General features: G+C 66.5%; 22 protein-coding genes and 1 tRNA gene. 9 read left to right on the forward strand and 14 right to left on the reverse strand.

The genetic code is table 11. The features are described from left to right. Positions 1-9 precede the first annotated feature (9 nt). The 6 genes from AIOL_RS08100 to AIOL_RS08125 all read right to left on the reverse strand — a co-directional run bounded on the left by AIOL_RS08100 (position 10) and on the right by AIOL_RS08125 (position 5152). Entirely contained in the window at positions 10-1170 is a 1161-nt protein-coding gene (locus AIOL_RS08100) for a molybdopterin molybdotransferase MoeA (protein ID WP_049642521.1), read from the reverse strand. Continuing rightward, the gene (gene moaC, locus AIOL_RS08105) at positions 1167-1640 is read right to left on the reverse strand and encodes a cyclic pyranopterin monophosphate synthase MoaC (protein WP_049642522.1); all 474 of its coding nucleotides are present in this window, start codon (positions 1638-1640) and stop codon (positions 1167-1169) included. Before moaC ends, AIOL_RS08100 begins: the two co-directional genes overlap by 4 nt. Next, complete coding sequence (gene trpC, locus AIOL_RS08110) at positions 1637-2440, reverse strand: indole-3-glycerol phosphate synthase TrpC (RefSeq protein ID WP_049642523.1); 804 nt, start codon at positions 2438-2440, stop codon at positions 1637-1639. Before trpC ends, moaC begins: the two co-directional genes overlap by 4 nt. Positions 2441-2461: 21 nt before the next feature. Continuing rightward, entirely contained in the window at positions 2462-3127 is a 666-nt protein-coding gene (locus tag AIOL_RS08115) for a uracil-DNA glycosylase (RefSeq protein ID WP_049642524.1), read from the reverse strand. A 430-nt stretch (positions 3128-3557) separates the two neighbouring features. After that, the gene (trpD, locus tag AIOL_RS08120) at positions 3558-4574 is read right to left on the reverse strand and encodes an anthranilate phosphoribosyltransferase (protein WP_049642525.1); all 1017 of its coding nucleotides are present in this window, start codon (positions 4572-4574) and stop codon (positions 3558-3560) included. Next, positions 4571-5152 carry an anthranilate synthase component II gene (locus AIOL_RS08125; protein WP_049642526.1) on the reverse strand — a complete coding sequence of 194 codons (582 nt, stop codon included), beginning with the start codon at positions 5150-5152 and terminating at the stop codon, positions 4571-4573. The genes trpD and AIOL_RS08125 overlap by 4 nt, the downstream gene beginning before the upstream one ends. Positions 5153-5281: 129 nt before the next feature. On the opposite strand from AIOL_RS08125, the gene AIOL_RS08130 reads away from it, so the two are divergent. Continuing rightward, positions 5282-6757 carry a divergent polysaccharide deacteylase family protein gene (locus tag AIOL_RS08130; RefSeq protein ID WP_160314427.1) on the forward strand — a complete coding sequence of 492 codons (1476 nt, stop codon included), beginning with the start codon at positions 5282-5284 and terminating at the stop codon, positions 6755-6757. A 106-nt stretch (positions 6758-6863) separates the two neighbouring features. Then, positions 6864-8828, forward strand: coding sequence for an oxidoreductase (locus AIOL_RS08135; protein ID WP_049642528.1), 1965 nt, complete (start codon positions 6864-6866; stop codon positions 8826-8828). Between the two features lie 241 nt (positions 8829-9069). On the opposite strand, the gene trpE is transcribed toward AIOL_RS08135, so the two are convergent. Genes trpE through fabI form a run of 5 tightly spaced genes read right to left on the reverse strand, consistent with a single transcriptional unit; the run spans position 9070 to position 15021 of the window. Then, positions 9070-10581 carry an anthranilate synthase component I gene (gene trpE, locus AIOL_RS08140; protein WP_049642529.1) on the reverse strand — a complete coding sequence of 504 codons (1512 nt, stop codon included), beginning with the start codon at positions 10579-10581 and terminating at the stop codon, positions 9070-9072. Next, positions 10582-12420 carry a peptidylprolyl isomerase gene (locus AIOL_RS08145; RefSeq protein WP_049642530.1) on the reverse strand — a complete coding sequence of 613 codons (1839 nt, stop codon included), beginning with the start codon at positions 12418-12420 and terminating at the stop codon, positions 10582-10584. Positions 12421-12471: 51 nt separating this feature from the next. Beyond that, a complete protein-coding gene (locus AIOL_RS08150) occupies positions 12472-13656 on the reverse strand; it encodes an aminotransferase (protein WP_049642531.1) in 1185 nt (394 codons plus the stop codon). Between the two features lie 27 nt (positions 13657-13683). After that, on the reverse strand, positions 13684-14202 hold the full coding sequence (gene gpt, locus AIOL_RS08155) for a xanthine phosphoribosyltransferase (RefSeq protein WP_049642532.1): 519 nt from the start codon (positions 14200-14202) through the stop codon (positions 13684-13686). Positions 14203-14214: 12 nt separating this feature from the next. Continuing rightward, the gene (gene fabI / locus AIOL_RS08160; protein ID WP_049642533.1) at positions 14215-15021 is read right to left on the reverse strand and encodes an enoyl-ACP reductase FabI; all 807 of its coding nucleotides are present in this window, start codon (positions 15019-15021) and stop codon (positions 14215-14217) included. A gap of 271 nt (positions 15022-15292) precedes the next feature. On the opposite strand from fabI, the gene pdxH reads away from it, so the two are divergent. From pdxH to AIOL_RS08180, 4 genes are all read left to right on the forward strand, one after another. Next, the gene (pdxH, locus tag AIOL_RS08165) at positions 15293-15898 is read left to right on the forward strand and encodes a pyridoxamine 5'-phosphate oxidase (protein ID WP_049645328.1); all 606 of its coding nucleotides are present in this window, start codon (positions 15293-15295) and stop codon (positions 15896-15898) included. A gap of 123 nt (positions 15899-16021) precedes the next feature. Then, entirely contained in the window at positions 16022-16558 is a 537-nt protein-coding gene (locus AIOL_RS08170) for a cold-shock protein (RefSeq protein ID WP_049642534.1), read from the forward strand. Next, the gene (locus tag AIOL_RS08175; protein WP_049642535.1) at positions 16555-17019 is read left to right on the forward strand and encodes a DUF192 domain-containing protein; all 465 of its coding nucleotides are present in this window, start codon (positions 16555-16557) and stop codon (positions 17017-17019) included. The genes AIOL_RS08170 and AIOL_RS08175 overlap by 4 nt, the downstream gene beginning before the upstream one ends. A gap of 101 nt (positions 17020-17120) precedes the next feature. Beyond that, positions 17121-17197 (forward strand) — tRNA-Pro (locus AIOL_RS08180). 224 nt (positions 17198-17421) lie between these two features. Here the strand turns inward: AIOL_RS08180 and AIOL_RS08185 are convergent. Then, entirely contained in the window at positions 17422-18021 is a 600-nt protein-coding gene (locus tag AIOL_RS08185; RefSeq protein WP_049642536.1) for a TetR/AcrR family transcriptional regulator, read from the reverse strand. Positions 18022-18098: 77 nt separating this feature from the next. Between AIOL_RS08185 and AIOL_RS08190 the strand changes: the two genes are divergently transcribed. Beyond that, the gene (locus AIOL_RS08190) at positions 18099-18728 is read left to right on the forward strand and encodes an NAD(P)-dependent oxidoreductase (RefSeq protein WP_049642537.1); all 630 of its coding nucleotides are present in this window, start codon (positions 18099-18101) and stop codon (positions 18726-18728) included. A gap of 20 nt (positions 18729-18748) precedes the next feature. Beyond that, a complete protein-coding gene (locus tag AIOL_RS08195) occupies positions 18749-19246 on the forward strand; it encodes an anthrone oxygenase family protein (RefSeq protein ID WP_049642538.1) in 498 nt (165 codons plus the stop codon). Positions 19247-19303: 57 nt separating this feature from the next. On the opposite strand, the gene AIOL_RS08200 is transcribed toward AIOL_RS08195, so the two are convergent. After that, positions 19304-20656 (reverse strand): aminotransferase class III-fold pyridoxal phosphate-dependent enzyme, encoded by a 1353-nt coding sequence (locus AIOL_RS08200; RefSeq protein ID WP_049642539.1) that lies wholly within the window; start codon positions 20654-20656, stop codon positions 19304-19306. A 121-nt stretch (positions 20657-20777) separates the two neighbouring features. On the opposite strand from AIOL_RS08200, the gene AIOL_RS08205 reads away from it, so the two are divergent. Beyond that, positions 20778-23120, forward strand: coding sequence for a heavy metal translocating P-type ATPase (locus AIOL_RS08205; RefSeq protein WP_049642540.1), 2343 nt, complete (start codon positions 20778-20780; stop codon positions 23118-23120). A 227-nt stretch (positions 23121-23347) separates the two neighbouring features. Here the strand turns inward: AIOL_RS08205 and AIOL_RS08210 are convergent, their stop codons facing one another. After that, positions 23348-24010, reverse strand: coding sequence for a TIGR02453 family protein (locus AIOL_RS08210; protein ID WP_082152787.1), 663 nt, complete (start codon positions 24008-24010; stop codon positions 23348-23350). Positions 24011-24091 lie beyond the last annotated feature (81 nt).

Below are 24091 nucleotides of genomic sequence, written 5' to 3' on the forward strand. Positions count from 1 at the left end.
ATGGGCGTCTTAGATGGGAACATACTCCACCGCATCGCCTGACCTGCGCGTGCCGTCCTTGACTGGGCGGATCAAAAGCGCGTTTGCGTCGCCCAGGACCGACAGAAGCGAGCTGTCTTGGCGCTCGAACGGCGCTATGCCCTCATGCGTCAGGCGCGCGCGCATGTAATGTTCCCGCGGGCCGTTGGGACCGATATCGACCGCCAGTTCCGCGCGCTGCCTTGGCGCAGGGTGCTCGCCCAAGCCCAGCATCGCACGCAGCATGGGCAGCACGAAGATAGTGCCGCAGACCAGCGAAGAGACCGGGTTGCCTGGCAGGCCGATCATGGCGCTTTGGCCAATGCGCCCGGCCATCAGCGGTTTGCCGGGGCGCATCGCGATCTTGTAAAACGCGCGCTCCATGCCCAGCGCCTCCGCCACCGGTGCCACAAGGTCATGGTCGCCGACCGATGCGCCGCCAATGGTCACGATGAGATCCGCGCCCTGCGCAATCTCGAAAGCGGTGCGCAGGCTGGGGGCGTTATCGCGCGCAATTGGCAGCACCCGCGGTAGGCCGCCGGTCTCTGCCACCATGGCGGCCAGTCCGACCGCGTTGGACGCGATGATCTGGTCGGGACCGGGGTCCTCTCCGGGCATCACCAACTCGTCCCCGGTGGCAATGATGGCCACCGTCGGGCGGCGCGTGACCGGCACCTCGGACACATTCATCGCGGCGAGCATGGCCAGATCGGAGGGGCGGAGCAGCCGCGGCGGCGCGATCTCGGCGCCCGCCGCGAAATCCCCGCCCGCCGGGCGGATATAGGGCGCGGTGTCCATGTTCTCGCGCAGGGTGATTGTGTCGCCGTCGCGGGTCACGTCCTCTTGGATGATCACCCGGTTGGCGCCGCCGGGGACCGGGGCGCCGGTGAAGATCCGCACGGCCTCTCCCAGGCCCACAGCGCCGCCAAAGCCATGGCCCGCCGCGCTTTCTCCTATCACAGTGAAGGGCCCGGACCCATCGATCACCGCGTAGCCGTCCATGGCGGAGGCGGCGAAGGGCGGCTGATCGCGCCGCGCCGCAACGGGCCGGGCCAACACGCGCCCATTCGCTTGCGCCAGAGGCACAATTTCTGCGTCCAGCGGTTCCACCAGCGCGAAGAGTGCCGTTAGCGCCTCATCGACAGAGATCATGTGGCTTCATAGCGGCCCGATTTGCCGCCATCCTTAAGGACAAGTCGGATGCCGTCGATCACCATGGACTTCTCAACCGCTTTGACCATGTCGTAGACCGTCAACGCGGCGGTGGAGACCGCCGTGAGCGCCTCCATCTCCACGCCCGTCTGGCCAGTAGTCTTCACAATGGCCTCGATGCGGATGCCGTCCGAGACGGGCTCTAATTCCAGCGCGACCTTGGTCACTGGCAGCGGGTGGCAGAGCGGTATCAGGTCGGCGGTCTTCTTTGCGCCCATGATGCCGGCGAGCCGCGCCACGCCCAGCACGTCGCCCTTCTTGGCGCGGCCCTCGGTGATCATCGCCAGGGTCTGCGCCGACATGCGCACAAAGCCCTCGGCCACGGCCACGCGGCTGGTGACGTCTTTGTCCGAGACGTCCACCATATGGGCGCGTCCCTGGGCGTCGAAATGGGTCAGCGCGCCGGTCATGCGGGCACCGGGTCGGCCAGCAGCGTGCGCGTGGCCACCGCGACGTCGTCTTGGCGCATGAGGCTCTCGCCGATCAGGAAGCTCCGGGCGCCGTAATCGGCCATATCCGCAAGGTCGGCGGGGGTGAACAGACCGCTCTCACAGACCAGCATTCGGTCCTCGGGGAGGCGTTTGGACAGCGCGCGCGTGGTGTCCAGAGTGACCTCAAAGGTCTTCAGGTTGCGGTTGTTCACGCCGATCATCGGCGATCTCAGCCGCAACCCGCGGTCAAGCTCCTCGGCATCGTGCACCTCTACCAGCACGTCCATGCCCCATTCGAACGCCGCCGATTCGAGTTCCGCGGCCTGGGTGTCGGTGACGCTGGCCATGATGATCAGGATGCAATCGGCGCCCCAGGCGCGGGCCTCGGCCACCTGGTAGGTGTCATACATGAAATCCTTGCGCAGCGCGGGCAGGGACACGGCGTCTCGCGCGCCGGTCAGGAACTCCGGCGCGCCCTGAAAGCTGGGCGTGTCCGTGAGCACCGAGAGGCAGGTCGCCCCCCCCGCCTCGTAGGCTCGCGCCAGAGCGGGCGGGTCAAAATCAGGCCGGATCAGGCCCTTGGAGGGGCTGGCCTTCTTGATCTCGGCGATCAGGCCATAGCCGGTGGCCGAGGCCGATCGCAGGGCGGAATAAAAGCCCCGCGGAGGCGCGGCGGTAAGCGCTGCGGCCTCCAATTCGGCAAGCGGGCGGGCCGCCTTGGCGGCGGCGATCTCTTCGAGCTTGTAGGCTTTGATCTTGTCGAGCACGTTTTGGGTCATGGCGCCCTGGATACGCGGCTCCTAAGGGGCTTGCAACGGGTCGGTCCAGTTGATCGGTGTTTGTTCGCGTTTAGAGAGCCAAGCGTTGGTGCGGCTAAAGGGGCGCGACCCAAAGAACCCACGGCGGGCCGATAGCGGGGAGGGATGCGCGGTCTCGATCTTGAGGTGATGCGCGGCCAGGCTGGCGCCGAGCTTTTGCGCCGGTCTGCCCCAGAGCAGGAAGGCGCGCGGCGTGTCGTCCAGATGCGCCAGGATCTGATGCGTCAGCGCCTGCCATCCCAGCGCCTTGTGCCCGTTGGCCTCGCCCGCGGGCACGGTCAGCACCGTGTTGAGCAGCAAAACGCCCTGCTTTGCCCAAAACCGCAGATCGGCATTCGGTGGGCGCGCGCCGAGGTCGGCCTCTAACTCCTTGTATATGTTTGCCAAAGAGCGGGGCAGGGGAGTGACATGCGGCTCGGCGGAGAAGGCCAGCCCATGGGCGTGGCCCGGTGTGGGATAGGGGTCCTGGCCAAGGATCACGACGCGGGTGTCTGCGGGAGGGCAGAGTTCCAGGGCCGCGAAGACCTGTGTCGATGCCGGCAGGATCGGGCGAGTCTCCGCGCGCAACGCGGTCTCTAGTTTGGCGAGTTCGGTCCGGAAAAAGGGCAGGTCTGACCAGTCGCCGAGTTTATCTGTTGAGAAGGGCATGATGGCCAGGGGTATTGCGTTCTCGCGGGGTTTTCAAATTGACTTTGCCGTTGGGGGCTTCTGCAGTTCCTTGAGGGGCGATGGTGGCTTGGAAAGGGCGTTGAGCATCAAGCGCACCGCCCTGACAACGCTTGCCGACACCAGATGAAACGGGACTCACGCCGAGCGACCGCCCAGCTTGCCTGGGCTGCGGCCGACCTCCTCCAGGAGGCCGCAATTGCAACCGCGCATCCAATTGAAACGTTTCGGTTTCCAGAGATGTCGTTGATGGTAGAGCTGATGCGCAAGCGACCTCCAGGTCGGCCGCAGCCCGTGTTGCGTTTGGTTCAAAGTAGAGGCCCCGGGTCAAGCCCAGGGTGGCAGATAGCCAACGTCCCCGCCAGGCCAATACTGGCCGATTTTATCCGGTCTCAGCCGCCAGCGCCACCGCTCAGGCCTGCGTCGCCGCAGCCAATGCGTGCACCTTGGCCCTGGCCGCGCCGCTGTCGATGCTCTGCGCCGCCATTTCGACGCCCTCATGCAGGGTGCCCGCCTTGCGCGCCACGCAGAGCGCGGCGGAGGCGTTCAGCAGCACCGCGTCGCGATAGGCTCCGGGCGCGCCATCCAGCAAGGCCGCGAAGGCCTTGCCGTTCTCCTCGGGGGTGCCGCCCAGGATGGCCTCGAACGGGTGGACGGGCAGGCCCGCGTCCTCGGGGTGGATTTCGCTGTCAGAGATGCTGCCGTCCTCTTCGAGTGCGGCGACCCAGCTGGGCCCGGCGATGGACAGCTCGTCCGTACCGTCCGAGCCGTGCACCAGCCAGGCGCATTCCGAGCCGAGCGATTTTAGCACCTCGGCCATGGGCCGGATCAGGTCGCGCGTGAAGGCTCCGGTGAGCTGGCGTTTGACGCCGGCGGGGTTCGTCAGCGGGCCCAGGATGTTGAAGATCGTGCGGGTGCCAAGCTCGGCCCGCACCGGGCCCACATGGGCCATCGCGGGGTGGTGCATCGGCGCCATCATGAAGCAGATGCCCGCGCTTTCCAGGGCCTTTTCAACCACATCCGCGCCGATCATCACCTTGATGCCCATCTGCCCCAGCGCGTCCGCCGCGCCGGATTTCGACGAAAGGTTGCGGTTGCCATGCTTGGCCACGGGCACGCCCGCGCCCGCGACCACGAAAGCCGTGGCGGTGGAGATGTTGAGCGTGCCCTTGCCGTCGCCCCCGGTGCCGACGATGTCCATCGCGCCCTGGGGCGCGCGCACCTTGTTGCATTTGGCGCGCATCACTGCGGCGGCGGCGGCGTATTCCGCGACGGTCTCGCCGCGGGTGCGCAGCGCCATCAGCAAGCCGCCGATCTGGCTGGGCGTGGCCTCGCCGTCAAAGAGGATGCCAAAGGCGGTCTCGGCCTCGTCGCGGGTCAGCGGGCGGTCGGCGGCGGCGCCAATGAGGGGCTTCAGCGCGTCGCTCATGCTGCCACCGGGACGATATCTAGGAAGGTCTTCAGCATCTTATGCCCGTGTTCGGTGCGGATTGATTCGGGGTGGAACTGCACGCCATGGATCGGCAGGTCGCGATGGGCCAGCCCCATGATCATGCCGCTGTCCAGCCAGGCGGTGATCTCTAGGCAGTTGGGCAGGCTCTCGCGCTCGACGGTCAGCGAGTGGTAGCGCGTGGCGTCAAAGGGCGAGGGCAGCCCGGCAAAGACCGAGGCGCCCGAATGGTGCATCGCGCCGAGCTTGCCATGCACGATCTCGCCGGCGCGGACCACCTTGCCGCCAAAGGCCTGGCCGATGGTCTGATGGCCCAGGCAGACGCCCAGCAGGGGCGTGCGGCTCTCGGCGGCGGCGGCGACCATGCCAAGGCAGATGCCCGCCTGGTCGGGGTCGCAGGGCCCGGGGCTCAGCACGATCCCATCCGGGCGCAGCCCCATCGCCTCTTGCACGTCCAGCGCATCGTTGCGCCGCACCACCACTTCGGCCCCCAACTCGCCCAGATAATGGGCAAGGTTGTAGGTGAAGCTGTCATAGTTATCGATCAACAGCAGCATCGCGCCGGCCTTATGAATAGGGGGTGCATCCCGACCCCGGGTCGCGCTATACATGCTCAGAGCCAGGCGCGAGGGTCAAGCGCCGGTATAGAAAACGACGCCTCGGCCATGCATCGGGGGAGCAGTGCCATGATGTTGAGAATGTTGTCAGGAGCCGTTTTAGGCGCGGTTGTCGGCGGAGCAGGGCTTGTCGCGCTCTCGATGGTCGCGCCGCGGATTGAGCTGTCCCTGCCGGAGCCGTCTGCCGAAGAGGTTGCGGTGCCGGCGGGCTCTGAGTTCAACGCCGAGCGCCCGGACACGGACCCCATCCTGCCGCAGACCGAGGGCCGACCCGCTGGCGAGGCGGGAACCCTAGGAAGTGTCGATACCGGCCTTTCCGCGCCAAGCGTGGACACAAGCCCGGTCGCGACCCCGCAGGCGATGCAGGTCGAGGCGGATATCTCCAGCCCCTCCTCGGAGGGCGGCAGCACCGCTGGGCTGAACGTGAGCGGCGAAGAAGGGGTCGTCTCGCTGCCCGGCACGGCGCAACCGTCGGAGCCGGGGCTAGAGACAACGCCCACCCAAGTGGACGCGCCGCTGGCGACGCCCGCAGCGCCTACGCCCGAGACCGTGACGGCCCCATCCGCGGGCCCGACAGAGACCGCCCCAGAGATATCTGCGCCCAGCGATCCCGCGCTCGAGACCGATCTTGCCGCGTCTGCCACCGCGCCCGCGTTGGAACCTGCCCCCGCGACCGCCGAGAGCGCCGAGGCGCCCGTCGCCGCCGACGGGCCGGGCCGCATCGTGGCGCCAGACCTTTCGGTTGACGCGCCCAACCTGCCCACCACGGCGGATGCCTCTATTTCGGCGCCGTCCTTCGGCGCGATCGCTTCGAACGCGGCAGAGGACAGCCTGCCCAATATCGGCGCGGGGCCAGAGACGCCCGCCGAGGTCGAAGCCGCGCCAGCACTGCTGCGCTACGCCGCGCCCTTTGAGCCGGAGAACGATACGCCCCGCTTGGCAATCGTGTTGATTGATGACGGCGTCGCCGCGCTGGATGGGCTTGCGGATCTGCCGCTGCCGGTGGCCGTGGCGGTCGACCCGCTGGATGATGGCGCCGCAGGGCGCATGGCGGCGCTTCGTGCCGCTGGCGTCGAGGTTCTGGTGCTCACGCCGCTGCCCAAGGGTGCTGCGCCGGCGGATGTCGAGGTGGCCTTCCAAAGCTATTTCACCGCCGTACCGCAAGCCGTCGCGGTGATGGACCTGCCGCAGGCCGTGCTGCAAGAATCGCGACCGCGCGCGGTGCAGGTCGTTGAGATCTTGAAGGAAACCGGGCACGGCCTGGTGACCTATAACAAGGGCCTGAACGCCGCCTTGCGCATCGCCGAGCGGGAAGGCGTGGCCGCGGCCAAGCTGAGCCGCGTGTTCGACGATGGCTCCACGGACGCTGGCGGCATGCGCCGCGCGCTCAATCAAGGCGTGTTCCGATCCGGGCAAGAAAAAGCCGCCGTTCTGGTGGGTCAGCTGCGCCCCGAAGCCCTGGCCGTTCTGGCCGAATGGAGCTTCGGGTCGCGGGCGCGGCAGGTGACGCTCGCGCCCGTGTCGGCGGTGCTGCGCGGCGACTAAATCTGGGCGTTTGCGGCGCCGTGGACTTGCGTTACACTTGTGTCATGAGCGACCGCCTCGGCGGGCCGCACGGCCAGGAATGAACCGAGCACGGAACCCGTAGACGATGACACAGGCGCATTTCCCGCATCTTTTCTCGCCCCTTACAATCGCTGGTACGACGCTGCGAAACCGGATCGTCTCGACCGGGCACGAGACGCATCTGGCGCATGGCGGCGCGCTGGGCGACGAGATCGTGGCCTATCACGAGGCGCGGGCCCGCGGCGGCGCCGGGCTGATCATTGTCGAGGTGGCCTTGCCGCATCGCTCGGGCGTGTTCGTGGCCGATCCGATCCGTGTCGACAGCGACGATTGCATCCCCGGATACGCGCGTCTTGCCAAGGTGGTGCAGGGGCATGGTGCGGCGCTGGTCGCGCAGCTCTTCCACCCTGGGCGAGAGATGCTGGCCTCCGAGGACGGGACCGAGCCGGTGTCCTACAGCGCCTCGGCCACGCCCAACGAGCGCTTTCACGTGATGCCGCGCCAGATGCCGCTGGAGATGATCACAGAGGTCGTATCCGCCTTCGGCGACGCGGCGCGACGCATGCAGCGCGCGGGGCTGAACGGGGTCGAGATCGTGGGCTCGCATGGCTACCTGCCCGCGCAGTTCCTCAACCCGCATGTGAACCGGCGCACGGATGCCTATGGTGGCTCGCTGGAGAACCGCACGCGGTTCATTCGCGAGATCGCCGCGGATATCCGCGCCAAGACGGACCCTGATTTCGTGATCGGCCTGCGCCTGTCGGGGGATGAGAAAAGCCATGACGGGCTTGAGCAAGGCGAGGCGCTTGAGGCCTGCGCGCGCATCGCAGAGGGTGGCGATGTCAGCTATCTGAGCGTCGTGGCGGGCAGCTCTGGGACCCTGGCGGGCTCAATTCATATCGCGCCGCCAATGTATGAGGAGGTCGGCTATACCGCCCCCCTGGGCGCGGCGGTACGCAAGCGCACCGGCCTGCCCACGATCGTGACCGGGCGCCTGAACCAGCCTCAAGACGCCGAGCGGGTGATCGCCTCAGGGCAGGCGGATCTGTGCGGCATGACCCGCGCCATGATCTGCGACCCCGAGATTGGCGAGAAGGCCCGAACGGGCCGGCTGGACGACATCCGCGCCTGCATCGCCTGCAACCAGGCCTGCATTGGGCATTTCCACGCGGGCTACCCGATCTCTTGCATCCAGAACCCGGTGTCTGGGCGCGAGACGGTCTATGGCGAGATGACGCCCGCGGACACCCCGCGCCGGGTGCTTGTCGTGGGCGGCGGTCCCGCCGGGATGAAGGCCGCCGCCACCGCCGCCGCGCGCGGCCACGCGGTGACCCTGCTCGAGAAGGGCCCGCAGCTTGGCGGGCAGGCCCGGCTGGCGCAGATGCTGCCGCATCGCGCCGAGTTCGGCGGGATCATCACCAACCTCACGCGCGAGATGGAACTGGCCGGGGCGCAGTGGCAAACCGGGGTCGAGGTGACCCAGGCTGTGATCCGCGAACACGCGCCCGACGCCGTCATCGTGGCCACCGGCGCCGCGCCGCGCTGGCCCGAGTTCGAGGGCCGCGACGACGCCCATGTGGTGGACGCCTGGCAGGTGCTGCTGAACCAAGCCAATGTGGGCAAGTCGGTGGTCGTGGCCGATTGGCGCGCCGATTGGATCGGCATCGGCATCGCTGAGCTTTTGGCGCAGAACGGGCACGCGGTGAAACTGGCGGTGAACGGCTACATGCCGGGGCAGACCATCCAGATGTATGTGCGCGACGCCAGCATCGGGCGCTTGCACAGCCTGGGGGTCGAGATGGTGCCCTATGTCCGGCTGTTTGGGGCGGACGAGGACAGCGTCTACCTGCAGCACATCATGAACAATGAACCGGTGATCTGCGAGGGTGTGGACACGCTGGTGCTGTGCCAGGGGCACGAGCCCGTCAACTCGGTCGAGGAGATGCTGCGCGAGATGGGGGTCGCGCACCACCTGGCGGGGGATTGCATCGCGCCCCGCACCGCGGAGGAGGCGGTTTTTGAGGGGCTCAAGGTCGGGATGGCGGTCTAAGGCAGGTGTTGGGCTGGAGCGGGTTTTGGACGTCACAATTTTCTTGCAAGAAAATTGCGAAACTCTTGCAAGAGTTTCCTGGGCGCAACACGAGATGATCCGTCTAGGGCGCCCTCTTGGCCACTTGCGGGCCCAACTTTCCTTTGAAGGAAAGTACAAATCTCTTGCAAGAGATTTGGCGCGCCCAAAATGACCGCTGGAGGCCAATCCCGGAAAGCCCCAATATCGGCGGGCGGTATTCTTACCGATTGCCGTCCCGCACAAACCGGCCCGCATCCTCGGCGGCCTTTCGGATCGCCTTGGACTTGTTCACCGTCTCTTCGAACTCGGCCTCGGGGTCGCTGTCATAGACCACGCCGCCGCCGGCCTGGATGTAGAGCGTTTCGTCCTTCACCACCGCGGTGCGCAGCGCGATGCAGACATCCATGTCGCCGCCGCTGCTGAAATACCCCACGCCGCCGCCATAGACGCCGCGCTTTTCCGGCTCTAGCTCGTCGATGATCTCCATCGCGCGCACCTTGGGCGCCCCAGAGACGGTGCCCGCGGGCAGCCCCGCCAGCAGCGCCGACAGCGCGTCATGCTCATCCGACAGCTCGCCCACTACGTTCGAGACGATATGCATCACGTGGCTGTAGCGCTCGATGATGAACTCCTCGGTCGGGCGCACGGTGCCGATCTTGGCCACGCGGCCCACGTCGTTGCGGCCCAGGTCCAAGAGCATCAGATGCTCGGCGCATTCCTTCTCGTCGCCCAGCAGGTCCTCCTCCAAGGCGCGGTCCTTTTCGGGTGTCGCGCCGCGCGGGCGGGTCCCCGCGATGGGGCGGATGGTGACCTCTTTGTCAAAGACCCGCACCAGGATCTCGGGGCTCGCGCCGATCACCTGGAAGCCGCCGAAGTTAAAAAAGAACATGAACGGCGAGGGGTTGGTGCGGCGCAGCGAGCGGTAGAGCGCGAAGGGCGGCAGCGCGAAGGGCTGCGCCCAGCGTTGCGAGGGCACGCATTGAAAGATGTCGCCCGCGCGGATGTACTCCTTGGCCTTCTCGATCGCGGCCAGGTAGTCCGGCTTGGTGAAGTTCGACACGGGCTCGGCGATCTGCGCCTCGTCGCCCAGGTCGCGGGCGGTCTCCGCGGTGCCGCGCTCCAGGTCGCGCACGGCGTCCATCACGCGCTCGGCGGCCTGCGCATAGGCGGCGCGCGCGCTGAGGCCTGAGGCCGCCCAGGCGGGCGAGACCACGGTCACCTCGCCCTTCACCCCGTCCAGCACCGCAACGACTGAGGGCCGCATCAGCACCGCGTCCGGCAGGCCCAGCGGGTCGGGGTTCACATCGGGCAGATGCTCGACCAGGCGGATCATGTCATAGCCCAGATAGCCGAAAAGCCCGGCGCTGGCAGCGGGCAGGTCATCCGGCAGGTCGATGCGCGATTCCTCGATCAGGGCGCGCAGGGTGGTCAGCGGGTCGCCGTCCAGCGCCTCAAAGCCCTCCGCATCGAACCGCGCCGAGCGGTTCAGCCGCGAGCCCTCGCCCCGGCAGTCCCAGATCAGGTCGGGCTTCATCCCGATGATAGAGTAGCGCCCCCGCACCTCGCCGCCGGTTACGCTTTCCAGCACAAAGCTGTCCTTGCGCGCCGCGGTCAGCTTGAGCATCAGCGACACCGGCGTGTCGAGGTCCGCCGCCAGCCGCGCGTATACCACCTGGTTCTCGCCGCGCTCATACCCGGCGGCGAAGGCGTCATATCCGGGCGTGAGGTTCATCTACGGGATCTGCACGTTCACGGCGTTGATCGCCGCCTGGTTCAGCGAGATGCCGCTGTTCTCCTGCACCGCGCGGGCGTAGGCGACCAAGATATCAGTGCTCAAACCGCGAGACATCGCGTCAGCCAAAAGCTGGCGCCGCGCGGTCAGGCGGTTATCCGCGGGATCGGGCGGCAGCACGTCGTCCAGCCGCACGATCTGCACGGCGTTGTCGCCGGGGATCACCGCGACCGTGCCCTTCTCCATCTCGAACACCTGCTCGATGAAGTCGACGGAGGTGTCGGGCAGGAAGCTTTCGCGCGTGATATCGGTCTGCTCGGTCAGGGTCACGCCGAGCGCCTCGGCGCTTTGCCCGCCGCGCAGCCCCTCGGCCATGGTCTCGGCCTGCGCCGCCAGCGCGTCCACCGTGGCCTGGCGCAGCCAGGCGGCCTCGGCCCGCGGGCGGGCGTCGGCGAAGTCTTCCAGGCGCGGCGCGATCACCTCGTTGATGCGCAAGGCAAAGATGCCACCGTCGCCCAGGTCTGCAATCTCGGGGAAGTCGCCAACCTCTGCGGCGGCCGCGGCGGAGCGGAATGTGGCGTTGTCGGCAATGCCGCCAGCGGCCCCAAGGGCCCAGTCCAGCTGCGCCAGTTCCAGGTCGGTTTCGCTGGCAACCTCTTCCAAGGTCGCGCCGCCGACCAGCAGGTCGTCGACATTCTCGATCATGCCGGCGATCTGATCCACGGCGTCCTCGGCGGCCAGCTCGGCCTCAAGACCGGCGCGGGCGTCCTCAAAGGTCGTTTCCTGCGGGGTAAGGATGGCGTTCACGCGGAACAAGGCGGGGCCAAGGTCGGTGTCCAGCGGGCCGGCGAGGCCCAATTCCTCAAGTGCGAAGACGCCCGCACCGGCGCTGCCCAGGTCCGCCTCGGTGACGTCGCCCAGGTCAATGTCGGTCAGTTCCAGCCCGCGCTCGGCGACCAGCTCGTCAAAGGTCAGCTCCTCCGCCTCGATCCGGGCCATGTCGGTCTCGGCGGCGCTGCCCAGGATCAGGCGCTCTACCAGGCGGCGCTCGGGGGTGACGAATTCGTCGATGCGCTCTTCATAAAGCGCGCGCGCGTCCTCCTCGGAGACCGCGATACTGGGCGCCAGCATTGCCGGGGTGATCCAGACATAGCTGATGTCGCGGGTCTCGGGCAGCATAAAGGCATCTTCGTTGGCGTCGAAATAGGCGCGCGCCTCGGCCTCGGTGGGCTCAGGGACCGGCGCGGCCAGGTCCTCGGCGCCAAGCCGGGCCCAGGCGAAGTTGCGCCGCTCGCCCACGAATTGCATCAGCGCTTCGGTATAGGCCTCTGGGGTCTCGATACCGCTCAGCACCGCGCTCTGCACAATCGTGCGCGAGATCTCGGCGCGAAGGTCATTCTCAAAGTCGCGCTCATTGGAGCCGCTGTGGCGCAGGTTGGCCGAATACGCCTCGCGGTCGAACTGCCCGTCGAGCCCTTGGAAGGCGGGGATGCGCAGGATCTCTGCGCGGACTTCACTGTCGCCCACCGAAAGCCCCAGCGCACTGGCCTCGGCCTCTAGGGAGACGGTCGAGATGAGCTGTTGCAGCGCGGCCTGGTCCTGCCCGAACTCCTGCAGCTGCGCGAAGGTCACCGGCTGCCCGATCTGCTGTGAGACTTGGCGGATCTGCTGCCGGATCGCGTTAAAGTAGCGATTGGTGCCGATCTCGCGGTCGCCCACGGTGCCGATCGAGCTGACCGTGCCGCCGAACTGGCCGGTGCCAAAGCCCAGCATCGCCACACAGATCAGACCCACGATGATGTATAGCCCGATCTGATTGCCCTTGCCGCGTTTCGCCATGGATTGACCCCGTCACATGCGTTGTTTCAGGCACGTGTAAGGGGTCGCGCACTAGGGGGCAAGGGAGAGCGCGCTGAACCTGTCGTGAAGCTGGCCGATCTGGGTGCGGTCGATATTGGCGAAGGCCAGCCGCAGCGAGCGCGCGGCGCCCAAATCGCCCTTGGGGGCGAACATCGCGCCGGGCAGGCTCAACACGGATTGCTGATGCAAGAGCGCCTTGGCGACGGTCTCGCCATCTGCGTCGAACGGGTAGTCCACAAAGGCGAAATAAGCGCCGCAGCCGCGCAGGTGCCAGCCGGGCAGCGCGTCGAAGAGCTCGGTCATCGCGGCGCGGCGGTCCAGGATCTCAGCACGCTCGCCCGCGACCCACTGGCCGAGGTTCTCCAGCCCCCAAAGCGCGGCGCGCTGGCCCAGTTGCGGGGCGCAGATCGTGGTGCTGTCGAGATATTTCTCGACCTCGACCAGCCGGGCTTCGCTGGTGGCGATGGCGCCGACCCGGTGTCCGGTGAGCCGGTAGGCCTTGGAGAAGCTGTAGAGGTGGATGAAGGTCTCGGCCCAGTCGGGGTCCGTGAACAGATCATGCGGGGCGCCCGATGCGGCGTGGAAGTCGCGATAGGTCTCGTCCACGATCAGCGCGATCCCATGGCGCTGCGCGAGCGCGTGGAAAGCGCGGATCAGGTCGGCGGGGTATTCTTGGCCCGTGGGGTTGTTCGGCGTGACCAGCACGATGGCGCGGGTGCGCTCGGTGATCAGCGCGGCGGCCTCGTCGGGGTCGGGCATAAGCGACGCGCCGCAGGGCAGGGGCACCGGGCGGATGCCGTTCATGGTCAGCCACATCTGGTGATTGAAGTACCAGGGCGTCGGTATGATCACCTCGTCGCCCGCCTGGGCCAGGGTGGCGATCACGGCGGTATAGGCCTGGTTGCAGCCCGCGGTGATGGCGATCTGGTCGGGCGCGACGCCGCCGCCGTAATGCGCGCTGATATTGGCGGCGAGTGCGGCGCGCAGCGGCGGGTGGCCCAGATCGGGCCCGTAAAGATGCGCGCTGGTGTCCGACAGGACCAGCTCGGCCATGTGCTGGCGCAGGGGTTCCGGCGGGGGCAGGGCGGGGGCGGCCTGGCTCACATTGAGGAACGGTTTGTCCTCTGGCAGCGTCGCGGCGTCCAGCCAGCGATAGGCCTGCATGATCGCTGGCGTGTCGGTGGCCAGGATGTCTGGGTTAAGGGGCATGCTCATCCGCCCAAGGGGACAAGGAGCCGCATCTTAATCCTTGCCGCGATAGGGTTCCACATATTGCAGCGCCATGTCCCAGGGGAAGAAGATCCAGGTGTCCTGGCTGACCCCGGTGATGAAGGTGTCGACCATCGGCTCGCCCTGGGGCTTGGCGTAGACGGTTGCAAAATGCGCCTTGGGGTAGAGATGGCGGACCAGCTCCAGCGTTTTGCCGCTGTCCACCAGGTCATCGACGATCAGAATGCCCTCGCCGTCGCCCATCAGCTCGGCATTCGGGCCCTTGAGCACCTCGGCGTCGCGCTGCTGATCGGCCTTGCCGCCGCCGGCGTGGTAGGACTTGACGCTGATCGTGTCCACGGTGCGAATATCAAGTTCGCGGCTGACGATCATAGCGGGCGCCATGCCGCCCCGGGTGATCGCCACAACGGCCCGCCAGGCGCCATCGTCCGGCCCGTGCCCGTCCAGCCGCCAGGCCAGCGCGCGCGCGTCGCGGTGGATCTGATCCCAGCTGACGTGAAAGCCCTTCTCATGTGGCAGGCGGTCGGTCATCGCAGCCTCTCCTTAGCTTTTGGTGATATCCGGAGCGTCCACCGCCTTCATCCCGACGATATGATAGCCCGCATCCACGTGATGGGTCTCACCGGTGACGCCCGCGCCGAGATCGCTCAGCAGATACAGCGCCGAATTGCCCACGTCATTCGTGGTCACGTTGCGGCGCAGCGGAGAGTTATACTCGTTCCACTTCATGATGTAGCGGAAGTCGCCGATGCCAGATGCCGCAAGGGTCTTGATCGGTCCCGCGCTGATCGAGTTGCAGCGGATGCCGTCCTTGCCCAGGTCCTCGGCGATGTAGCGCACGCTGGCCTCCAGCGCGGCCTTGGCCACGCCCATGACATTATAGTGCGGCATGACCCGCTCGGCGCCGTAATAGGTCAGCGTCAGCAGCGAGCCGCCATCCGGCATCAGCGCCGCGGCGCGCTGGCAGACGGCCGTGAAGGAGTAAACCGAGATGTCCATGGTCATCGCGAAGTTCTCGGGCGAGGTGTCTACGTAGCGGCCGCGCAGCTCGTTTTTGTCCGAGAACCCAATGGCATGCACGACGAAGTCAATCTTGCCCCAGCGCTCCTGCAGCGCGGTAAACAGCGCGTCGATGCTCTCGGCATTGGCGACATCGCATTCGACCACAAAATCCGACCCCAGCTGGGCGGCCAGCGGATCCACGCGCTTCTTTAACGCCTCGCCCTGATAGGAGAACGCAAGCTCAGCGCCCGCATCAGCCAAAGCCTTGGCTATTCCCCACGCAATCGATTTATCATTCGCAAGGCCCATTATCAGCCCGCGCTTGCCTGCCATCAACTGGTTCGACATGCCCTATCCCTCGACACTGGTTGCGCCCGTGTAGGCCATTCACCGAATGGCATCAAGTAACCGCGACGGCGAAGGTCGGTATTCGTAAACAGCGCCAGCGCGGGGGACGATTCCTCCGCACCGCGGCTCGAATCGCGCGCTTGAACGCCAAAGGCCGGTGCAATATTTTTTGCAAAGCGATGCCGAATTGAAACAGCTTAAGTGAGCAATTGACTTGTAAAGCAGTTGAATCCGCTTTAGCGAACGTAGGGAAAATACAACCATGAGCGATATGGACGATAGAACTGGTATATTTAGGGGTGACACCCCTTTCACCATAACCCGCGCCTGGTTGGACGAGGCGCGGCGCACGGAGCCCAATGATCCCGACGCCGTTTCGCTGGCGACGGTTGACCAGGACGGGCTGCCGAATGTTCGCGTTGTCCTTTTGCGCCGGATCGACGATCAGTCCTTTGTTTTCTTTACGAACTACGAGAGCGCCAAGGGTCAGGAGCTGCTCTCGGCGGGCAAGGCGGCCTTGGTGTTCCATTGGAAGAGCCTGCGCCGACAGGTGCGCGTGCGCGGCCTGGTCAGCAAGGAAGACGGCCAAGTCGCGGACGAATACTACGCCTCTCGGGCGCTCGGCAGCCGCATCGGCGCCTGGGCATCTAAGCAATCCAGCCCGCTGGCATCGCGTGAAGTCCTCATGCAGGACGTCGCAAACGCAGAGGCCGAACACGGCTCTGCGCCCTCCCGCCCCCCGTTCTGGGGTGGGTTTCGCGTTACCCCACTTGAGGTCGAGTTCTGGGCCGACGGCGAATATCGGCTTCACAACCGCTTCCTATGGCGGCGAAAAAAGGTTAACGCTGAGTGGTGCGTTACTAGGTTGTACCCGTAGCGAGGCGTTGGGGTTAGAAACACAAGTGCCGGAAAAAAGGTGCTTTTTCTCTTTCCTTTGTCTCACGTGTCTGTGAAAATAAGTTAACAAAAACCAAACCTGCTCAAGGCAGACGGGGAAGGAATGACGAACGTCGACGAAGAAGTGGAGCCGATTTCGGGTCAAGTGAAGTGGTTTGACCCAGTAAAAGGGTTTGGCTTTGTTGTGCCCGACAGTGGCGGGCCCGATGTGCTTTTGCACGCCAATGTACTCCGAAATTTCGGTCAAAGCTCCGTCGCTGACGGATCGATGATCGAGCTAACCATCCAAGAGACACCGCGCGGCGTACAGGCCGTGGATGTCTTATCAATAACGCCGCCGGAGGATGACGGGACACCGGCGCTGGACGACATACCGCTTGCGGATGACGACTTTGCGCTGGAACAGGTGCCGTTTGAGCCGTCGCGGGTCAAATGGTTTGACAAGGCCAAGGGCTTTGGGTTCGCGAATGTGTTCGGGCGCGCAGAGGACGTGTTTGTTCACGTCGAAGTGTTGCGCCGCTCGGAGCTTGCGGATTTACAGCCCGGCGAGGCCGTGGCAATCAGGGTGGTAGACGGGGCGCGGGGCCGCATGGCGGCCCAGGTCGCGGCCTGGGATACAGTGCTGAGGGCCAAAGGTTGAAATTAGTAATTGCGGCCCTCTTTTGGGCCGCTGTTTCAGGATCAGTGGCGGCGGCGTGCCGCGATGATCAAGTGGAACTGCGCGGCGACTGGGGCGCCGTGCGCTTTAACGTGGAGGTCGCCGACACGGCCGCTGAGCACGCTGTCGGGCTGATGAACCGGTCCTCAATGCCTGCCCGTTCCGGCATGATATTCCTCTACGAGGCCCCGCAGCGCGTCGGCTTTTGGATGCGTAACACCCTGATTCCGCTGGATATGCTGTTCATGTCCGCGGATGGCGTGGTGCAGAAGATCCACCAGAACGCGGTGCCGCTGGACGAGACCGTCATCCTGGGCGGCGACAACATCCAATACGTCCTAGAGATTAACGGCGGCATGTCCGCACGGCTGGGGATCACCACCGGCACGGAGCTGCGCCATCCCGGCGTGAACCAAGCCGTGGCCGCCTGGCCCTGCGAGTAGCCCTTTATCGGGCGCCGCTCGGTCCGCCCTTATGGGCATCCTCGCATTGCGCGCTTTTTCTCTCTTTCCACCGGGGCGGGGCTCGGTTATGAGGCCTGCGTCGGGGCGTGGCGCAGTCTGGTAGCGCACCTGTTTTGGGTACAGGGGGTCGTGAGTTCGAATCTCGCCGCCCCGACCATGGAAAATCCCAAGCCGTTTCTTAACGATGTGTAACCGCGGGGCGCGCATTGCGACCCGAATCGGGGGTTAACGCCTTATTTCATTGGAAATTCCGGTGTCGGACTTTTGTCGGCAAAACGTCGGACTTCCGTCGGGCACATGCGCCCGATGGGCTATGGTTAACAAACCGCGCGCAGGTCGCGCTGCGGCGGGGGCTTTCTTAACCCCAGCGCTGACCCAGCCTTAAGCCTGCGCGTGCGCGCCCTTCAGCAAGACCCGCCGCGCCACCGCTTGCATATGCGTGATGTAGCGGTCCTGGCTCCAGCCGGCCTCGTGGCGGAGCTGGGCCCAATTGCGCATCGACAGCAGCGTCCAGAGGAAATCGCGCGCCTCGTCGCGCGTCATGTGATCGCATAAGAGCCCCTCGGCGGCGAGCGCGTCGATGGCAAAGCCGGTCTCGCGCCGCACCGCGGACATGCGGTCGTCCCAGGCGGCACGCGCCTCGGCGTCACCGTCCATCATTGCCATAAGCGCGCGCCCGACGCCGTAGACCTTGGGGATATAGTCGCCCCAGATGCCGACCCAACCCGAGAGCCGCTCTAGTGCGGGCAGGCCGTGCAAGGCCTCCACGGTCGGGCCGATTTTGTAGACGTCGTCCAGATGCCGCGCGGTGGCGACCAGCAGGTCGGCGCGATTCTCGAAATGCAGGTAGACCGCCTGGCGGCTGACTTTCGCGGCCTTGGCGATATCGGACATGCGCACCTGGGGCGTCTCTTCTTTTTCCAAGAGATTCCAAGTGGCTGTGAGAATCTTGATGCGGGTGGGGGGTTGCGTACTTGACATAGTGTCAACCTAGCACTTATTTACACCGTGTCAACTTTACATGGTGTAAAGTTAAATTTGCGAGAAAAGGATACGTCATGAAAGTCATCGTCTTCGGAGCTACCGGAACCGTCGGAAAACTTGCGGTCCAAGAGATGCTCGCCGCGGGCCATCAGGTCACCGCCTTTGCGCGCTCGCCTCAAAAGCTGGGCGTAAGCCACGAAAACCTAACGCTATTCTCGGGCGACGTGATGTCCGAAGACAGCGTGGCCAGCGCGCTGCAGGGGCAGGACGCCGCAGTGATCACGCTGGGCTCGGGCATGAAGCGCAAGAGCCTGGTGCGCTCGCAGGGCACGCTGAACGTCATTAAGGGGATGCAGCGCCACGGTGTGCGCCGCCTGATCTGCCAATCCACCATGGGGGCCCGCGAAAGCTGGTCGAACCTCAACTTCTTCTGGAAGCGCATCATGTTCGGCGCGCTGCTGCGCCCGGTCTTTAAGGATCACGAGCTGCAGGAGCGGCTGGTGGAGGCCAGCGGGCTGGACTGGACCATCGTGCGCCCCAGCGCCTTTGCGGACGGCCCCGCCACGCGCGCCTTTAAGGAGGACGTGCCGCCCACCGCCCGCGACCTCAAGCTGAAGATCACGCGCGCGGATGTGGCCGCCTTCTTGACGCGGCAGGTGGCCGATCTGACCTATCGGGGCCGCGCCGTCGGCATCTCGAACTGATCGCGGGGGAGGAGGCTGACATGTCTGTTGAACTGACAATCTGGGGCCTGGTGGTGCTGTCGCTGCTGGTGGGCTCGGTGGCCGGGACGTTCCTTACCTTCTCGGATTTCGTGATGCGCTCGCTCTTGGCGGCGCGGGCCGAGGTCGGGGCAGAGGCGATGGCGGTGCTGAACCGCGTCATCTTTCGGTCGATCTTCATCCCGCTGCTGATCGGGCTGATCCCGGTCACGGCGCTGGTGGGCGCCTATGCGCTATACGCGCTGACGGGCTGGGTGGCCTGGCTCTTGGCCGGGGCAGGGGTGCTTTACGTGGTGGGGGTTTTTGTGGTCTCAGCCGTGGGCAACATCCCGATGAACAACCGCCTGGACAGGCTGCCCCTGGGGGCCGAGGCCGCGCAGGCCTATTGGCCGGACTATGTGCGCGGCTGGCTGCGGTGGAACCACATCCGTTCGGCGGCCTCCTTTGGCGCGGCGGCTTGTTATACGGTGGCGGCGGTGCTGCTGGCGATGGAGCTGTAGATTGGCGCCTTTGGGCTGGGCGGGGTTGCTCCCGCCCGGCCCTTGTCTGATCTAGTCCTAGGCCGCGGCCAGGCCCTTCTCCAGCGCGGTCAGAATCACCTGCACGTCCTCGCTGGTCAGCACCAAAGGCGGCGACATCAGCACGTTATGGCCAGAGATGCGCACCATCGCGCCCGCCTCATAGGTCGCCTGGTGGATGCGCTCGACGGCGGGCTTGCCCAGCGGCGTCTTGCTGGCGCGGTCCTCCACCAGCTCGGTGCCCAGCATCAGCCCGTGCCCGCCGCGCACATCGCCGATAATGTCGAACCTCTCCTTCAGGGCGTTGAGCCCGGCAAAGAGCTCTGCCCCGCGGGCGGCGGCATTCGCCTGCACCTGCAGCTTGATCGTCTCGTCCAGGCAGGCCAGCGCCGCGGCCGCGCCCACCGGGTGGCCGGAATAGGTGTAGCCGTGCCCGATCATCGCCTTGCCGGTCTCGTCCTTCTCAAAGACCTCCGCCACGGCTTCAGAGATCATCACCGCGCCGAAGGGGAAGTAGCCATTGGTGATCGCCTTGGCGGTGGTGGCCATGTCGGGCTGCACGCCCCAATGCCGCGCACCGGTCCAGTCGCCGGTGCGGCCAAAGCCGGTGATGACCTCGTCCGAGATCAAGAGGATGCCGTGCCGCGCGGTGATCTCGCGCACGCCGGGCATAAAGCTCTCATGCGGCACCAGCACGCCGCCCGCGCCCAGCACCGGCTCCATGATCATCGCGGCGATCGTGTTGGCGCCCTGGAAGGCGATCTCGTCCTCAAGTGCGGCCAGGCAGAGCTGCGCCAGGCGCTCGGGGTCGGTCTCGTTAAACGGGTTGCGATAGGCGTAGGGCGCGGGGATATGGAAGCAGCCGGGCAGGAGCGGCTCGTAGGCGTTGCGGAAATTGGCGTTGCCATTCACCGAGGCGCCGCCGAACTGCGTGCCGTGATAGCCCTTCTTCAGCGACAGGAACTTGAACCGCCCCTCGTCGCCCTTCAGCTTGTGGTACTGCCGCGCCAGCCGCAGCGAGGTCTCCACCGAATCGCCGCCGCCGGAGGTATAGAACGCCCGCGCCAGCCCGTCGGGGGCGAAGAAGTCGTGCAGGACCTCCGAGAGCTCGATGATCACGTCATTGGTGGTGCCGCGGAAGGCCGAGTAATAGGGCAGCCGGTCCAGCTGGCCCGCGATGGCGTCCTTGATCGGCTGGCAGGAGAAGCCCAGGTTCACGTTCCAGAGCCCGCCGACCGCGTCCACGACCTCGTGGCCGTCGATATCGGTGATTCGCGTGCCCTGCGCGCCGGTGATGATCGTCGGCGGGTTGGCCTGCATGTCGCCGGGATGCGCCATCGGGTGCCAGATGTTGCGCGCGTTGCGTTCCTTCAGGAAATTTGAGTCTTTCATGCGCCTGGTCTCCGGTGGGCTTCTATGTCGCGCCCAGTCTTGTCCGCAAATCCGGCCCCAAGCAAGCCCGCGCGCGCAATTGCCCTTCAAGCGGGGCCAAGCCCGGCATATATCGGCAGCGATGACCCAGGCCGCCACATACACCTTGCCCGCGATGCATTGCGGCAGCTGCGTTGCGCGGGTGGAGCGCATTATCGCCGCCGTGCCGGGCGCCTCGGGCGTGGCGAACCTGGCGACGCGGCAGGTCCAGGTGACCGCCGCGGATATGGCGCCGGTGGTGCGGGCGCTGACCGAGGGCGGCTTTGCGCCCCAGGCGCGGGACGTGGCGCTACAGGTCGAGGGGATGCACTGCGCCAGCTGCGTGGGCCGCATCGAGGCGGCCCTGGCGGGCCTGCCCGGCGTGTCACACGCGGCGGTGAACCTTGCCAGCGGGATGGCCCATGTGACGGGCACGGCGGACTCAGATGCCCTCAAGGAGGCCATAAAGGCAGCCGGCTACAGCGCCCGCGTCGCCGATGGCGCCCCCCGGGGCGACCTGGCCGCGCGCGAGACTGAGGTCGCACGGCGGCGCTTCATCCTGGCGGCGCTGCTGGCTTTGCCGGTCTTTGCGCTGGAGATGGGCGGGCATCTGATTCCGGCCTGGCACCACTGGATCGGGGCCATTATGGGCCACGGGGCCTCGGCCTGGATCCAATGGGCGCTGACCACGCTGATCCTGGCGCTGCCTGGGCGGGTGTTCTTCGCCGTCGGCGTGCCCGCGTTGCTGCGCCGGGCGCCGGATATGAACTCGCTGGTCGCGCTGGGCGCAGGGGCGGCCTATCTCTATTCCGCCTTGGTCGTGCTGGCGCCGCAGGCGCTGCCGCTGGACGCCCGCGCGATCTACTTTGAATCCGCCGCCGTGATCGTGACGCTGATCCTGGTGGGCCGCTGGATGGAGGCGCGCGCCAAGGGCCGCGCCGGCGAGGCCGTGCGGCGGCTGATGCGCCTGGCCCCGGCAGAGGCCGAGCTGCTGCGGGATGGCGCCTGGGTGAATGTGCCGCTCGATCAGATCACCGCCGGTGCGACGCTGCGCGCGCGCCCAGGGGCCCGCATCGCGGTCGACGGCATCGTGCGCGAGGGCGCGAGCCATGTCGACCAGGCCATGCTGACCGGCGAGCCCATGCCGGTGGCCAAATCCGCCGGCGACGCGGTGGTCGGCGGCACGCTGAACGGGCAGGGCGCGCTGGTCTACCAGGCCACCGCGGTGGGCGAGGCGACCATGCTGGCGCAGATCGCGCGCATGGTTGAGGCCGCGCAATCCACCAAGCTGCCGATCCAGGCCCTGGTGGACCGGGTGACCTACTGGTTCGTGCCCGCCGTTCTGGTCGTGGCCCTGGTCACGGTTGCGGCCTGGCTGGCCCTTGGCGGGGGCGTGTCCGCGGCCCTGGCGGCGGGGGTCGCGGTGCTGATCATCGCCTGCCCCTGCGCGATGGGGCTGGCCACGCCGACCTCGATCCTGGTGGGCTCTGGCCGCGCGGCGGAGCTGGGCGTGCTGTTTCGCCGCTCCGAGGCGCTGCAGCGCCTTGCGGCGGCCCGCGTGATCGCCTTTGACAAGACCGGCACCCTGACCGAGGGCCGCATGGCCGTGCAGGCGTTCTCCGGCGACGAGGCCTTGCGATTGGCGGCCGGGGTCGAGAGCGCCTCTGAGCATCCCATCGCCGACGCGATTGTCGCCGAGGCCAAGGCGCGCGGATTGGCGATACCAGAGGCCTCTGGCCTGGAGGCCGCGCCGGGCGGCGGCGTGTCGGCCAGGGTCGAGGGGCGCGAAATCAAGGTTGGCAATGCGCGCTTTGTCGGCGCGGAGGGGGCCACAGAGGCGCTCACCACCGTCTATGTCAGCTCGGGTGGCGCGGTGATCGGGCAGATCAGCCTGTCGGACCAGATCAAGCCCACGGCCTCAGGCGCCGTATCGACGCTGCGCGCGATGGGACTTGAGGTGCATATGCTGACCGGCGATGCCGAGGCCCCGGCTTTGTCCGTCGCCGAGCAGCTGCAGATCACCGAGCTGCATTCGGAACTGCGCCCGGACGCCAAGGCCCATCTGGTCGGCGCGTTGCGCGACACGGCCTCTGTGGCCTTCGTCGGAGACGGCATCAACGACGCGCCCGCCCTTGCGGCCGCGGATGTGGGCATTGCGATGGGCTCGGGCACCGATATCGCCATCGAGGCGGCGGATGTGGTGCTGACAACCGGCGACCCGATGGCGGTCGCGCGGGCGCACCGGCTGAGCCAGGCCACGATGCGCAACATCCGCCAGAACCTTGGCTGGGCCTTTGGGTATAACGTGCTGCTGATCCCGGTGGCGGCGGGCGCGCTTTACCCGGCGTTTGGCTTGTTGCTGTCGCCGGGGCTGGCCGCGGGCGCGATGGCGCTGTCGTCGGTGGCTGTGGTGAGCAACGCGGTGCGGCTGCGAAGGGCTGGGTGAGCGCGGCGATTGGGGCGCACCAAATCTCTTGCAAGAGATTTGCAATTTCCTTGGAAGGAAATTGGCCCCCGTGAGCGGCAAGAGGTTGCGGCAGAAGGATCATTTCGGGGCGGTGCTGAGGAAACTCTTGCAAGAGTTTCGCAATTTTCTTGCAAGAAAATTGTGGCGCGCCAACGCCCGGCCCAGGCCAGATCACAGCCGCGCGCCCGGATGAGCCTCAAACGGGCTCAGCACATCCCATCGCGCAAGCGCTTCCACAGCGGCAGCATCGCCGACACGTTCCGCAGAACGGCGGGCAGCAGCCCCTCTTCGCGCCAGCTTGGCGCAAGCGGCCCATGCGCGGCAAAGGCCTTGCGCTTTAGAAGCGCGGCATGGGGATGGTCTTGCTCATAGGGCTTGGGCACGCGCTTTAACGGCGCGGGGCCCCAGTCGGATATGGTCACCCCGGCCTCCGCCCCGGCCTTGGCGAGATCCGCCGCCAGCGCGTCGCCTTGGGCGTCCACCAGGGCGCGGAACCGCGTCAGCGCCGGGCCGTCAATCTGCATCAGCCCCATGCCCAGGATCAGGTAATCTGGCGCGGCCCCAAAGAACCAGGCGGGCGCGCCGCTTTGCGGCTCGGTCCAGCTGAGATGCAGATGGGCGTTATAGGGCGTCTTATCCTTAGAGAACCGCACGTCGCGGTAGATGCGAAAGAGCTTTGGCTTCAGCGCGCGCCCCGTGGCGCGGCCGATCTCGCCGCCCAGCACCTTGGCCAGCAGCTCGGCGGGTTTCTTGATTTCGCTGGTGTAGAAATCCTTGCGCGGCTCGAAGAAATCCTTGGTGTTGTTGTCGCGCAGCTCGGCGAAGAACGCCACGGAGCGGTCCACCAGCGCGACAAACCCATCCGACATGATCACCCCCCAAGAACCGGGCGCAGGAAACGGGTCGCGCGCCCGGTGCGAGTCTGCCATCCTGGCGAAACCGATCAAGGG

The sequence above is a fragment of the Candidatus Rhodobacter oscarellae genome (genome assembly GCF_001078595.1).
Lineage (GTDB): Bacteria > Pseudomonadota > Alphaproteobacteria > Rhodobacterales > Rhodobacteraceae > Rhodobacter_B > Rhodobacter_B oscarellae.